Consider the following 12,444-nt stretch of genomic DNA (forward strand, 5'->3'; position numbering starts at 1 on the left):
CCGGGTCGGGCGGCCGGACAGGCCCTACTGGCGGTCGCCGTGGACCTCGATGCCGTCTTCGGGTTCGCGCTCGATGCGCTGGTACTTGCGGCCTCGCGGAGCCTGGTCGCTGTAGTGGACGGTGCCGCGCTCGTCTTCCCAGCGATACAGCACCGGACGTGCGTCCTCGGCTTCGGCCGCGGCGGCGCGTGTGGCGCGGACCTGCTTGGCCTGTTGCTGTTCGGGCGATTCGCGCAACGACCACCAGCCCGCGACACCGCCCAGCAGCAGGCCGCCGGCAATCGCCCAGGGCCAGGCCACGCGCACGCTCGTGGCTCCGGTCAACCCGCCGCAGCGGTTTCGGTGCAGTTGTAGGCCTTGAGGGTGGAACGGGCCAGCTCCATCTGGTTGCTGCGTTCGGTGTCGGTCAGGGGCTGGTCTGGCTTGCCATCACCATCGCTGTCCATCTGCACCGGCTGGCCGCTCTGCAGGTTGGCCAGGTTGCGGCGTGCCGTCGTGCAGCGTGAGTCCACGGCCGATGGTGCGTTGTCCGTGGCGCTGGCGGATGCTGGCGCAGCCGTCGCCGGATCGCGCACGGCGTCCTGCGTGGTGTACTGCCCGGAGGCCGGCGGCTTCTCCGAATAATGGGTGACGCCGCGCGCGTCCTTCCACTTGTACACCTGTTGGGCCGCAGCCGGAGACGCCGTGAAGACGAGGGCCACGGCGAAAGCCGCGAGGGCGGGAGCGGCGAGCTGGCGCATGGGCGTGTCCTGGACGGGTCGTGGAACGATTGCAGCACCCGCGGGCGCGGCGCGCAAGCGCGGTGAACGCCGTGGATCGGCGCGTTCAGGCCGTTGGCGCTGCGGCTACACTTAGGGCCCCCAACGGGCCCTAGCATGAGCCAAGACGACAGCGTCCAGCGCCCCCGCGGGCGCGGTATCTACCTGCTGCCGAACCTGTTCACCACGGGCGGATTGTTCGGCGGGTTCTTCGCCATCATCGCCGCCTCACAGGGTCGGTTCGAAGCCGCGTGCGTGGCGATTTTCGTGGCCGCGATCCTCGACGGCGTCGACGGCAGGGTCGCGCGCCTGACCAACACCCAGAGCGAGTTCGGCGTGCAGTACGACTCGCTGGCCGACCTGGTCAGCTTCGGCATGGCGCCGGCGCTGGTGATGTACCACTGGGCGCTGCTGTCGCTCAAACTCGACGGGCCGACGCCCGGCAAGATCGGCTGGCTGGTGGCATTTCTCTATGCGGCCTGCGCGGCGCTGCGACTGGCGCGTTTCAACAGCCAGGTCGGACAGGTGGACAAGCGCTGGTTCATCGGCCTGGCCAGCCCGGCGGCGGCGGGACTGATCGCCAGCTTCGTCTGGACCATGCACGACTTCGGTCTGGCCGGAGCCGACTATCGCTATCTCGCGCTCGGCGTGACCGTGTTCGCGGCGCTGCTGATGGTCAGCCGGATCCGCTACAACAGCTTCAAGGGCGGCATCGGGCCGAAGTCCGACCGGGTCCCGTTCGTGGCTCTGCTCGTGGTCGTGGCGATACTGGTGGCGCTGGTGATCGATCCGCCGCGGGTGCTGCTGGCCGCTGCTGCCCTGTACGCGCTGTCGGGACCGTTGTTGTGGTTCCGGCGGCGCCGCCATCCGGTGGAGCCGGCATGAGCTGGGACGGTTTCATTCTGGATGAGTTCCGGCGCGAAGTGATGGCGGAACTGGGCCTGCACCCCTATGCGCTGGCGCCCGCACGAGGGACAGCTGCTTCCGTCTCTCCGGCCCTGCTCGAAGCGCTCGCGCGCGCGGCCGGGAGCACTGTCGACGCCGTCGCCGCGTTGCCAGGGCTGGACGCGCTGCCCGCCAGCGCGGCCAAGCGTGCGCTTTGGCCGCGGCTGCGGCGGATGCGCACGGCAACGCGATGAGCGCGGTGGCGGCAAACGAACGCCAGCAGCCCGCGCGGCTGCGGGTGATGCGCGAGGACGACCTCGACGCGGTCATGGCGATCGAACTGCGTGCCTATCCCTTCCCATGGTCGCGCGGCATCTTCCGCGATTGCCTGCGCGCCGGGTATCCGTCCTGGGTGCTCGAGGACGACGAGGACATCATCGGCTATGGGGTGTTGAGCGTGGCCGCGGACGAGGCGCACATCCTCAACCTGTGCACCGCACCGCACCGGCAGGGCCATGGTCATGGCCGCCGGCTGCTGCGCGCCCTGTTGCAGCAGGCACGGAGCCGCGGCGCGCAGCGATTGTTCCTGGAAGTCCGGCCTTCGAATCCGCAGGCGGTGGCGCTGTATATGGGCGAGGGCTTCAGCGAGATCGGCCGCCGTCCGCGTTACTACCCCGCGCACCACGGGCGCGAAGACGCGATCGTGATGGCGATGGAATTGCCGCCGCACCCATAGGCGCGGCGTCCGCGCGACGGACAGGATGGGTCGTGCGGCGGAACCTCAGCCCAGCCGCGTACGCTGCGCGGCGAGCGCCTCGCTCTGCGCGGTCCAGTCGGCCAGGCGCTGGCGCTCCTGTTCCACCACCGGCCCCGGCGCGTTCTGCACGAAGGTCTCGCTGGCCAGCTTGTTGCGCGACTTGGCCAGTTCCGCCTCGACCCGCTTGAGCTCCTTGTCCAGGCGGGCGCGCTCCGCATCCAGGTCGACCAGGCCTTCGAGCGGCACGAACAGCTTCAGCTCGCCGACCAGGCCGGCCGCGGCCGGCGGCGGTTCGCCCTGCAGGGTGTCGATCGAGGCCAAGCGGTTGACCGACTGCAGCTGCGAAGCGAAGCGTTCGAGGCGTGCGGCGTCGTCACCGCTGCCACCTTGCACCAGTAGCGGCACCTGCTTCGAAGGCGACACGCCCAGTTCGCTGCGGATGCGGCGCACGGCGGTGACCATGGTCTTGAGCCACTCGACGTCGGCTTCCGCGCGCAGGTAGTCGCGCGTGCTGATGTCCAGCGCCTGCGGATAGGACTGCAGCGAGATCGTTTCGCCGGCGATGCCCAGCCTGGGTGCGACCTGCCGCCACAGTTCCTCGGTGACGAAGGGGATCAGCGGGTGCAACAGGCGCAGCAGCGCCTCGAGCACGTACAGCAGAGTGTGGCGGGTGCTGTCGGCGGCTGCGGTGTCGTCGCCGGCGAGCGCGGGCTTGGCGAGTTCGACGAACCAGTCGCAGAACTCGTTCCACGCGAACTCGTACAGCGACTGGGCCAGCAGGTCGAAGCGATACGCGGCGAAATGGGTTTCGGCCTCGGTCGCAGCCTTCGCCAGGCGCGCCAGGATCCATTTCTCCGCATCGGTCTTCGGCTCGGGCATGCCGGTGGCGTTGTAGCCCTCGGTGTTCATCAGCACGAACCGGGTTGCGTTCCACAGCTTGTTGCAGAAATTCTTGTAGCCCTCGGCGCGACCGAGGTCGAACTTGATGTCGCGCCCCGGGCCGGCAAGCGCAGCCATGGTGAAGCGCAGCGGATCGGCGCCATGTGCGGCGATGCCGTCGGGGAACTCCTTGCGCGTGGCTTTCTCGATCTTGCCGGCCATCTTCGGCTGCATCAGTCCGGTCGTGCGCTTGGCCACCAGCGCGTCGGCGCTGATGCCGTCGATGATGTCCAGCGGGTCGAGGATGTTGCCCTTGGACTTGGACATCTTCTGGCCGTCCTTGTCGCGCACCAGGCCGGTGATGTACACGTCCTTGAACGGCACCTTGCCGACCAGCGCATCGGTCATCACGATCATCCGCGCGACCCAGAAGAAGATGATGTCGAAACCGGTGACCAGCACGCTGGTCGGCAGGAAATGCTCGAAACCGCGTTCGGCCATCGCCTGCGGATCGGGCCAGCCCATGGTCGAGAACGGGAACAGCGCCGACGAGAACCAGGTTTCGAGCACATCCGCGTCCTGGCGCAGGGCGGAGCCGCCGTGGCCGCGGGCCACTGCCTGCTGCCGTGCTTCGTCCTCGCTGCGCGCGACGTAGGCATTGCCGGCGTCGTCGAACCATGCGGGAATCCGGTGTCCCCACCACAGCTGGCGGCTGATGCACCAGTCCTGGATGTTCTCCATCCAGTGGCGGTAGGTGCTGAGCCAGTTCGGCGGGACGAAGCGCACCTGGCCCGCCACGCCGTCGACGCCCTGGACCAGTTCCAGGCCGCGCCTGGCCAGTCCGTCCATCTTCACGAACCACTGATCGGTCAGATACGGTTCGATCACCTGGCCAGTGCGGTCGCCACGCGGCACCTGCAGTTTGTGCGGCCTGGCCTCGACCAGCAGGCCCTGCGCCTCGAGGTCGGCCAGCACCGTCTTGCGCGCCTCGAACCGGTCCAGGCCGCGGTAGCGTTCCGGCGCGTTGTCGTTGATCGTGGCGTCGTCGTTGAACAGGTTGATCAGCGGCAGCCGGTGGCGCTGACCCACCGCGTAGTCGTTGAAGTCGTGCGCGGGGGTGACCTTGACCACGCCGGTGCCGAATTCCCGATCGACGTAGTCGTCCGCGATCACCGGGATCGTGCGGCCGGTCAGCGGCAGGGTGATGGTCTTGCCGATCAGGTGCGCGTAGCGCTCGTCATGCGGATGCACCATCACCGCGGTGTCGCCGAGCATGGTTTCCGGACGCGTCGTCGCCACGGTGAGCGAGCCGCTGCCGTCGCTGAGCGGATACGCAATCGACCACAGGAAGCCGTCCTCTTCCTCGCTCACCACTTCCAGGTCGGAGATCGCGGTCTTGAGCACCGGATCCCAGTTGACCAGCCGTTGGCCGCGATAGATCAGGCCCTGCTCGTACAGTCGCACGAACGCTTCGGCGACGGCCTGCGAGGCCATCGGATCCATGGTGAACATGCTGCGCGACCAGTCGCCGCTGGCGCCGAGGCGGCGCATCTGGCGCTCGATGGTGTCGCCGGACTGCTGTTTCCATTCCCACACTTTCCCGATGAATTTCTCGCGGCCCAGCGAGTCGCGCGTTTGGCCCTTGCCCTCGATCGCCAGGTTGCGGCCGACCACCATCTCGGTGGCGATGCCCGCGTGGTCGATCCCCATCTGCCACAGGGTGCGATCGCCGCGCATGCGGTGATAGCGGATCAGCGCATCCTGCAGGGTGTGCTGGAACGCGTGGCCCATGTGCAGCGTGCCGGTCACGTTGGGCGGGGGCAGCAGGATGGTGTAGGTCGGCCCGTCGCCCCGCGGCGCGAACACGCCGGCGCCTTCCCACTCGGTGTAGAGGCGGGCTTCGAAGGAACTCGGGTCGTAGCTGGGGGCGAGGTTGGACATCGGGTTGCGTTGCGGAGTCTGATTGGGGAATTCGTAGGAGCGGGGGGGGGGGGGGCCCCCCCCCCCGCGGCGGGGCGCGCCGCCCGCGCCCGCAGCATGGGGGGTTTGGGGTGGCGTTTTCTTTTTGGGTATTTCGGCGGCGCGCCGCTGGGGCGCAACCGGTAGCGCGGCGGTCGCGCCGAAGCGGCGCTGCTACATGTCGTGTTTGTTCACTTCCATCCCGCGCGCCTTGTACTGCTTCCAGCGTTCGCGCAGGGGCCCGCGCGCGTCGTCGTCGGCCGGCACCACTTCGAGCACGCGCTCGAAGCCGCCTTCCACCGCGGCGTCGCGCAGGTTGATCACCAGCGGCCTGAGCGGAGCGTCGGCCTCGGGCGGCGCGATCAGCACGGGTGCCTCGTCGTCCTCTTCGCCGCCGGCGATCTGGTGCGGGAGATAGACATCGTCGCCCATGTCCCAGAGCAGGTCGTCCAGCGCCTCGGCCTGCGCCGTGTCTCGCGCAAGCACCAGCAGCGGCAGGTTCGCCTCGTAGGCCTTCTTCGCCAGCTCGCACACCAGCCGCAGCGGTTCGCTGCGGAAGCGGGGCTTGGCGATCAGGTAGAAGTCGGCGCGAGACATGGTCAACGGGGTTGTGCCTCGACTTCGCGCTGCGCGTCACGCAGCGCTGCGCTCGGCACGATCGGGAAGATTGGTGTTCCGTTCGCCCTGAGCGTAGCGCCGCAGGCGCGAAGTCGAAGGGTCATCAGGCGGCCCGATCCATCAGCCACTGCGCCAGCAGGCCGACCGGGCGGCCGGTCGCCATGCCCATCTTGCCGTCGCCGTTGGCGACTCCGGCAATGTCCAGATGCGCCCAGCGCTGGCCTTCGGTGAACCGCGACAGGAAGCAGCCGGCGGTGATCGCGCCGGCCCAGCGGCCGCCGATGTTGTAGACATCGGCGAAGTTCGAATTGAGCAGGCTCTGGTATTCGTCCCACAGCGGCAGCTGCCAGCCGCGGTCGAAGGTGGTTTCGCCGGCGGCGATGAGTTCGGCTGCCAGATCCTGGTGCTTGCTCATCACGCCGGTCGCGAACTTGCCCAGCGCGATCACGCAGGCGCCGGTCAGCGTCGCCACGTCCAGCAGCGCCTGCGGCTCGAAGCGCTGCGCGTAGGTCAGCGCGTCGCACAGGATCAGCCGGCCTTCGGCATCGGTGTTGCCGACCTCGATGGTCTTGCCCGACATGCTGGTGATCACGTCGCTGGGGCGGTAGCTGTTGCCGTCGGGCATGTTTTCGACCGCGGCTGCGATCACCACCAGGTTGATCGGCAACTGCATGCCCACGGCGGCGACGAACGCGCCCATCACGTTGGCGGCGCCGCACATGTCGTACTTCATCTCCTCGATCCCGCCCTGGGTCTTGAGGTTGATGCCGCCGGTATCGAAGGTGATGCCCTTGCCGACCAGCACGTAGGGCTTGGCGTCGCCACCGTTGTTCCACTTCAGGACGATCAGCTTGGGCGGGTTCGCCGACCCTTGCGCGACTGCCAGCAGCGATCCCATGCCCAGCTGGGCCATGTCGTCGCGCTCGAGCACCTCGCATTCGGCCTTGGCGAAGCGCGCGGCGAATTCCTGCGCCTGCTGCGCGAGGTAGGCGGGGTTGCAGACGTTCGGCGGCAGGTTGCCCAGTTCGCGCGCGAACTGCACGCCGGCAGCAATCGACTTGCCCTGGGCGAGCGCGCTGGCGTCGTCGCCCTGGATCGCGAACGCCTTCAGCCCGGTTTCGCTGCGCTTCTTGTTCTTCTCGCCCAGCGTGGCCAGGTAGCGGTAGCAGGCGTGATCGGCGGCGACGGCGGCGCTGCGGATGTTCCATGCGGCATCGCGGCCTTCGACCGCCAGTTCGCTCAGGGTGAACAGAGCGGTGGAGACCGGACCGTTCCTAAGCGCGCGCGCGGCGTCGCCCACCGCCTTGAGGTACTGCGGCACGCCGAACTTGCCCGCTTCGCCCAGGCCGACGACGAGCACCCGCGGCGCGGTCACGCCCGGCAGGTCGTGCAGCAGCGTGGTGACGCCGGTCTTGCCGCCGATGTCGCCGCGCTCGAGCAGCGCGGACAGCTTCCCGCCGCTGGCCGCGTCGATGGCCTTGGCGCCGGGCGTGAGCGTCTTGTCGGCATGGATGCCGACCACCACGCAGTCGAGCGGCGCCTGTGCCGGGTTGCCTTGGTTCAGGGTGAATTCGAGGGCCATCGACCAGATTCCGTACACTGTTGGGTCAGACGACGGCGCCTCGCAGCGCCGTCGACGCGATCTGCAAGTCTAAAGCACCCGCCAGTCCCCCCGATCCGCAGCCGCTCACCGGTCCCACCTTGCCGAGCCACGATGCAGCAGCTTGACCGATACCTGTTCCGCGAATTCGCCCAGGCGACGTTCGCGGCGCTGGTGGTGCTGCTCATGGTCAGCCTGGGCGGCGTGTTCGCCGACGTGCTCGGCGACATCGCCCGTGGCCGGGTGCCCGCGGCGATGATGCTGTCCCAGCTCGGATTGCAGGTGATCCGCTACCTGCCGCTGATCCTGCCGCTGGGCATGATGCTGGGGCTGCTGCTGGCGGTGGGGCGCCTGTACCGGGATTCGGAGATGCCGGTGCTGACCTCGATCGGGGTCGGACCCGGTCGGATGCTCAAGCCCCTGCTGCTGCTGGTCCTGCCGGTGGTGCTGGTGATCGGCGCCTGCTCGCTGTGGCTGGGGCCCTGGGCGCAGCGGACCTCCGACGCGATGATCGTCGCGGCCAACCGCACCCTGATGGTCGCAGGACTGGAGCCTGGGCGGTTTACCGAGCTGCCCGGGGGCGACGGCGTGGTCTACGTCGGCTCGATGTCCAACGATGGCACCCGCCTGAGCAGGATCTTCGTGTACCGCCAGGATGGCGACCGGCTCGATGTCACCACTGCCAACAGCGGGCACATGAGCTTCGAGAGCAGCAGCGAGCGCTACCTCACCCTCGACAATGGCTTCCGGGTCGAAGGGCCGATGGATCAGGGCCGCGACTTTCGCCTGATGCGCTACGCGAGCAACGACCTGCGCCTGCCGGAAGGCGAAGAGGAGCGAGAAGAGGACGACCCCGAGGCGCTGCCGACGCTCTCGCTGCTGGGCGATGTGCGCCCCGAGGCGACCGCGCAGATCCATCGCCGGATCGCGCCGCCGCTGCTGGCGCTGGCCTTCGCGCTGCTGGCGATTCCGCTGGCGCGCAGCTCGCCACGGCAGGCGCGCTACGGCCGCATCCTGGTCGGCTTCCTGGCCTACATCTTCGGCATGAACCTGATGCTGCTGGGCACCGACTGGCTCGCCGACGGCAAGGTCCCGCTGGCGCTGGGACTATGGTGGCTGGTGCTGCCGCTGCTGGGCACCGCGCTGTGGCTGTATTTCAAGGACGGACAGATGCGGCGCCCGCGCTTGGCGAAGGTGCGCCGATGAAACCCTCGCTCTCATGAAGCCCTTTCCCAAGATCCACGACCTGTACGTGGGCCGGGTGATGCTCGGCACGGTGCTGCTCACCTGGTCGGTGCTGATCGGCCTGGATGCGCTGATGGCGCTGGTGACCGAATTCAGCGACATCGGCAAGGGCAATTACGACTTCGCCACTGCACTGACCAACGTGGTCTACACCCTGCCACGGCGTGCATACATGCTGTTTCCGACTGCGGCGGTGATCGGATCGCTGATGGGGCTGGGCCAGCTGGCGGCCACTTCCGAACTCACCGCGCTGCGCGCGCTGGGGCTGTCCCGGCGCCGTCTGAGCATTGCGGTGGCGGCGACGCTGGCGGTGTTGACCGCACTGATGGTGGTTAACGGCGAAACCCTGGCGCCATGGGCGCAGAAGCGCGCCGACGGAATCAAGGCCTCGGCCAAGTCGAAGGACATGATCGTTGCCCAGTATTCGGGGCTGTGGGCGCGCGAGGGCGATACCTTCCTCAATGCCCAGACCGGACAGGAGAAGAGCGACGGCGACCAGCGATGGCTGGAACTGCGCGATGTGCGCCTGTACGAGTTCGACGATGCCGGGCGCCTGGAGTCGATCGCCCGCGCCGGCGTCGCCGAACACCGTCCCGGCGGATGGCTGCTGCGCGACGTCAGGCGCACTTATTTCGAGGCCAGGGCGGTCAACCAGACCGACGTGGCCGAAGAACGCTGGGAATCCAAGCTCGACCCGGCCGCGTTGGCGGCCAGCGTGGCGCGTCCGCGCTATCTGACCGCCGCAGCTCTGAAGAGCAGCATCGACTACCGCATGCGCAACGGCCTGGACGCGGGCGAATACGAGGAGCACTACTGGGGCCGCTGGTTCTATCCGGTCAACGTGCTCGCGCTGTGCCTGGCGGCGATCCCGTTCGCGTTCGGCACGCTGCGCAGCGGCGGCATGGGCAAGCGCCTGTTCGTCGGCATCGTGTTCTCGCTCGCATTCTGGCTGCTGCAGACCCAGTTCGTGAAGCTCGCGGCGGTGTACAAGTTCGACTTCCGCGTGGCCTACATGATCCCGCCGGCGCTGATGCTGGGAATTTCGGCCTATCTGTTCCGCAAGCGCAGCGGTTAGCCTGCATCGCGCGCACGGGACGCGCACGCAACTCGGATGACAACGTGCGCAGGGCGCTATGCCTGCTTCGGCATCCGGATCATGCGCGTGGCGCTGAGGCGATCGTGCAGCGTCAGCCGGTCACGGTCGAACCAGGCCCACCAGAAGCCCGCCCCGGCAGCCAGCAGCGAGACCGTGCCCAGCGCATAGCGCTGCACCAGCGCACGCGTGGAGGCGGGGTTGCCTTGCGCATCGGTCACCCGCAGCCGCCAGGGCCGCATGCCCAGGGTCTGGCCGCCGCGCCGCCAGCTCAGTACCGCGTATGCACCGGTCACGATCCAGCAGCACAACCAGGCCAGCCATTGCAGTGCGCTGAGCGGCGCGATGTTCTCGCGTGGCGGGTGCCCGGATAGGACGTACCCGAGCGTGAACGCCGCGCCCACCAGTAGCCACAGGGCGAGCACGGGCAGGGCGTCGTAGACCAGGGCGAGCAGGCGCCAGCCGACGAGTGCGCGGGCTCGGGGAATGTTGGCGGCGACGGTGTCCATCCGCATTAGGATAGAGCTGCGCGCGGCGATGTCGGTTACGGCGAAGCGACGTGCACTATTGTTCCGTCATGCCCAGCCCAGCCGAACGCCGCCAGCTTGCGATGCAGTTGCCGCCGCTGCGCGATGCGGACGCGCGCGCGATCGAGCAATTCCTCGATGCCTACTGGGCCGAGCACGGTGCGGCCAAGCAGACCCTGGCCAGCTACCGGCGCGACCTGGAAGGGTTGGCGCGATGGCGCGACGGCGCCGGCGGCGGCATCGGTGCAGCCGACCGCGCAGGCCTGTTCGACTACCTCGCCTGGCGCACCCGGCACGGCTATTCGCCGCGCAGCAATGCACGCCTGCTGTCGGCGCTGCGCGCGTTCTATGGGCTGCGCGTGCGCCGCGGCGAGCGGCCGGACGATCCCACCGCACTGCTGGAGCCGCCCAAGCTGCCGCGCTCGCTGCCCAAGGCGCTGTCGGAAAGCGAGATCGAGGGCGTGCTGGGCGCGCCCGACATCGCTTCGGCCGAAGGCCTGCGCGACCGGGCGATGCTTGAGCTGATGTATGCCGCCGGCCTGCGCGTGAGCGAACTGGTCGAAGTGCCGGCGACCGGGCTCAACCTTCGCCAGGGGGTTCTGCGCGTGCAGGGCAAGGGCGGCAAGGAGCGGCTGGTGCCGCTGGGGGAGGAAGCCCAGCACTGGCTGCAGCGCTATCTGGACCAGGCGCGCCCGCAGCTGGCCGCCAAGCGCAGCCCGGCGGCGCTGTTCCTCACACGGCAAGGTATGGCGCCGACGCGGCAACTGTTCTGGCATCTGGTCAAGCGCTACGCCGCCGTGGCCGGGATCGATCCCAGGCGGATCAGTCCGCATGGACTGCGGCACAGCTTCGCCACCCATCTGCTCAACCATGGCGCCGACCTGCGCGCGCTGCAGATGCTGCTCGGCCATGCCTCGCTGTCGACGACCCAGATCTATACCCTGGTCGCTCGCGAACAATTGAAACGACTCCACGCAAAGCACCATCCACGTGGTTGAGCGGTTCGCCGCCCGCGGCGAGCGACAGCTGCTCATCAGCCGTCGGGCCGCTGCCCTGAATCCGATCCGGCACTGCCGCTTGCCGGCCCGGTTCCGCCGTTCAGCCATTGCGAGCCGGTGCGTCACAACGCGCATGCGAGAATCGTGGAACCTTCGACAGGCGACCGGGTCGAACCGCCCCTGCCGCCGAGCCACGGAATCCGCATGACCTACAGACTGTTGTTGTCTCTGCTGCTGACCGGCGCCAGCCTGTCCGCCTGCGCCCAATCGACCCTGCCGGCCGGAAGTCAGGCGCAATCCGCCAAGACCGCCACCGATCAGCCGCGGGTGAACGCGCCGGCCGCCCCCGAGCTCAAGATCGCCGCCGGCACCCCTGCCGCCCGTGCCCTGCAGGCGCTCAAGCGCGTGAACCAGGACATCGCCCCGGAGCAGATCACGGATGCGCCGGTGCCGGGCTTCCAGCAGGCGATCGTCGCCGGCCAGGTCGTCTACGTCAGCAATGACGGCAAGTACCTGCTGCAGGGCACCCTGTACGACATCGAGGCGAAGAAGAACCTGGGCGAGGAGGCCATGGCGACGCTGCGCCGCGACCTGATCAGGACGATCCCGGCGGCCGACCGCATCGTGTTCGCGCCGCCGAACCCCAAGTACAGCGTGGTCGTGTTCACCGACGTGGAATGCGGCTACTGCCGCAAGCTGCACAGCGAGATCGCGCAGTACAACAAGCAGGGTATCGCCGTGGAATACGTCGCATTCCCGCGCATGGGGCTGGCCAGCGACGACTTCAGGAAGATGGAGGCGGTGTGGTGCGCCAAGGACCGCAACAAGGCACTGACCGACGCCAAGAACGACCGCAAGGTGGCCAAGGCCAGCTGCAAGAACCCCGTCGCCATGCAGTACAACCTGGGCCAGCGCGCCGGCCTGACCGGCACCCCGATGATCCTGGCCGAAGACGGCACCCAGCTGGGCGGCTACATTCCCGCCGCAGACCTGCGTGCGGCCCTGGACGCGCACGCGGCCGATTCCGCGCCGAAGACCGCCGCCACCGGCAGCTGATCCTGCCCGGGGACCCCGCCGGAACGAAGCCGCCCGCGGGCGGCTTCGCTACAATTGCATCCCCGTGTT

General features: G+C 68.6%; 13 protein-coding genes. 7 read left to right on the forward strand and 6 right to left on the reverse strand.

The window, feature by feature from the left end; genetic code table 11:
• Nucleotides 1-24: 24 nt before the first annotated feature.
• Both MC375_RS07850 and MC375_RS07855 read right to left on the reverse strand, forming a co-directional pair.
• Nucleotides 25-300, reverse strand: coding sequence for a DUF4124 domain-containing protein (locus MC375_RS07850; protein ID WP_242102725.1), 276 nt, complete (start codon nt 298-300; stop codon nt 25-27).
• 20 nt (nt 301-320) lie between these two features.
• Complete coding sequence (locus tag MC375_RS07855; RefSeq protein WP_242102726.1) at nt 321-740, reverse strand: DUF4124 domain-containing protein; 420 nt, start codon at nt 738-740, stop codon at nt 321-323.
• Nucleotides 741-875: 135 nt separating this feature from the next.
• Between MC375_RS07855 and pssA the strand changes: the two genes are divergently transcribed.
• The 3 genes from pssA to rimI are packed head-to-tail and all read left to right on the forward strand — an operon-like array spanning nt 876 to nt 2,379.
• Nucleotides 876-1,643: a CDP-diacylglycerol--serine O-phosphatidyltransferase gene (gene pssA / locus MC375_RS07860; protein ID WP_242102727.1), complete on the forward strand. Its 768-nt coding sequence runs from the start codon at nt 876-878 to the stop codon at nt 1,641-1,643.
• Nucleotides 1,640-1,897 carry a hypothetical protein gene (locus MC375_RS07865; RefSeq protein ID WP_242102728.1) on the forward strand — a complete coding sequence of 86 codons (258 nt, stop codon included), beginning with the start codon at nt 1,640-1,642 and terminating at the stop codon, nt 1,895-1,897. The genes pssA and MC375_RS07865 overlap by 4 nt, the downstream gene beginning before the upstream one ends.
• Nucleotides 1,894-2,379 carry a ribosomal protein S18-alanine N-acetyltransferase gene (rimI, locus tag MC375_RS07870; RefSeq protein ID WP_242102729.1) on the forward strand — a complete coding sequence of 162 codons (486 nt, stop codon included), beginning with the start codon at nt 1,894-1,896 and terminating at the stop codon, nt 2,377-2,379. The genes MC375_RS07865 and rimI overlap by 4 nt, the downstream gene beginning before the upstream one ends.
• A 45-nt stretch (nt 2,380-2,424) precedes the next feature.
• On the opposite strand, the gene MC375_RS07875 is transcribed toward rimI, so the two are convergent.
• From MC375_RS07875 to MC375_RS07885, 3 genes are all read right to left on the reverse strand, one after another.
• Entirely contained in the window at nt 2,425-5,220 is a 2,796-nt protein-coding gene (locus tag MC375_RS07875) for a valine--tRNA ligase (RefSeq protein WP_242102730.1), read from the reverse strand.
• A 192-nt stretch (nt 5,221-5,412) separates the two neighbouring features.
• Entirely contained in the window at nt 5,413-5,835 is a 423-nt protein-coding gene (locus MC375_RS07880) for a DNA polymerase III subunit chi (protein WP_242102983.1), read from the reverse strand.
• 124 nt (nt 5,836-5,959) lie between these two features.
• Nucleotides 5,960-7,438: a leucyl aminopeptidase gene (locus MC375_RS07885; RefSeq protein WP_242102731.1), complete on the reverse strand. Its 1,479-nt coding sequence runs from the start codon at nt 7,436-7,438 to the stop codon at nt 5,960-5,962.
• Between the two features lie 132 nt (nt 7,439-7,570).
• Here MC375_RS07885 and lptF point away from each other — a divergent pair, with 132 nt between their 5' ends.
• Nucleotides 7,571-8,662: an LPS export ABC transporter permease LptF gene (gene lptF, locus MC375_RS07890; protein WP_242102732.1), complete on the forward strand. Its 1,092-nt coding sequence runs from the start codon at nt 7,571-7,573 to the stop codon at nt 8,660-8,662.
• Between the two features lie 13 nt (nt 8,663-8,675).
• A complete protein-coding gene (lptG, locus tag MC375_RS07895) occupies nt 8,676-9,776 on the forward strand; it encodes an LPS export ABC transporter permease LptG (RefSeq protein ID WP_242102733.1) in 1,101 nt (366 codons plus the stop codon).
• A 56-nt stretch (nt 9,777-9,832) separates the two neighbouring features.
• On the opposite strand, the gene MC375_RS07900 is transcribed toward lptG, so the two are convergent.
• Entirely contained in the window at nt 9,833-10,303 is a 471-nt protein-coding gene (locus tag MC375_RS07900; RefSeq protein WP_242102734.1) for an RDD family protein, read from the reverse strand.
• 68 nt (nt 10,304-10,371) lie between these two features.
• Between MC375_RS07900 and xerD the strand changes: the two genes are divergently transcribed.
• On the forward strand, nt 10,372-11,319 hold the full coding sequence (gene xerD, locus MC375_RS07905) for a site-specific tyrosine recombinase XerD (protein ID WP_242102735.1): 948 nt from the start codon (nt 10,372-10,374) through the stop codon (nt 11,317-11,319).
• Nucleotides 11,320-11,523: 204 nt separating this feature from the next.
• Nucleotides 11,524-12,375 carry a DsbC family protein gene (locus MC375_RS07910; protein ID WP_242102736.1) on the forward strand — a complete coding sequence of 284 codons (852 nt, stop codon included), beginning with the start codon at nt 11,524-11,526 and terminating at the stop codon, nt 12,373-12,375.
• Nucleotides 12,376-12,444: the final 69 nt, after the last annotated feature.

The sequence above is a fragment of the Lysobacter sp. M2-1 genome (assembly GCF_022662495.1).
Taxonomy (GTDB): domain Bacteria; phylum Pseudomonadota; class Gammaproteobacteria; order Xanthomonadales; family Xanthomonadaceae; genus JAKPBU01.

What these genes read in the sequence shown, in the direction of transcription:
- MC375_RS07855 (WP_242102726.1), bottom strand. Translation starts at nt 740, where the DNA reads ATGCGCCAGCTCGCCGCTCCCGCCCTCGCGGCTTTCGCCGTGGCCCTC.
- pssA (WP_242102727.1), top strand. Translation starts at nt 876, where the DNA reads ATGAGCCAAGACGACAGCGTCCAGCGCCCCCGCGGGCGCGGTATCTAC.
- MC375_RS07865 (WP_242102728.1), top strand. Translation starts at nt 1,640, where the DNA reads ATGAGCTGGGACGGTTTCATTCTGGATGAGTTCCGGCGCGAAGTGATG.
- rimI (WP_242102729.1), top strand. Translation starts at nt 1,894, where the DNA reads ATGAGCGCGGTGGCGGCAAACGAACGCCAGCAGCCCGCGCGGCTGCGG.
- MC375_RS07875 (WP_242102730.1), bottom strand. Translation starts at nt 5,220, where the DNA reads ATGTCCAACCTCGCCCCCAGCTACGACCCGAGTTCCTTCGAAGCCCGC.
- MC375_RS07880 (WP_242102983.1), bottom strand. Translation starts at nt 5,835, where the DNA reads ATGTCTCGCGCCGACTTCTACCTGATCGCCAAGCCCCGCTTCCGCAGC.
- MC375_RS07885 (WP_242102731.1), bottom strand. Translation starts at nt 7,438, where the DNA reads ATGGCCCTCGAATTCACCCTGAACCAAGGCAACCCGGCACAGGCGCCG.
- lptF (WP_242102732.1), top strand. Translation starts at nt 7,571, where the DNA reads ATGCAGCAGCTTGACCGATACCTGTTCCGCGAATTCGCCCAGGCGACG.
- lptG (WP_242102733.1), top strand. Translation starts at nt 8,676, where the DNA reads ATGAAGCCCTTTCCCAAGATCCACGACCTGTACGTGGGCCGGGTGATG.
- MC375_RS07900 (WP_242102734.1), bottom strand. Translation starts at nt 10,303, where the DNA reads ATGGACACCGTCGCCGCCAACATTCCCCGAGCCCGCGCACTCGTCGGC.
- xerD (WP_242102735.1), top strand. Translation starts at nt 10,372, where the DNA reads ATGCCCAGCCCAGCCGAACGCCGCCAGCTTGCGATGCAGTTGCCGCCG.
- MC375_RS07910 (WP_242102736.1), top strand. Translation starts at nt 11,524, where the DNA reads ATGACCTACAGACTGTTGTTGTCTCTGCTGCTGACCGGCGCCAGCCTG.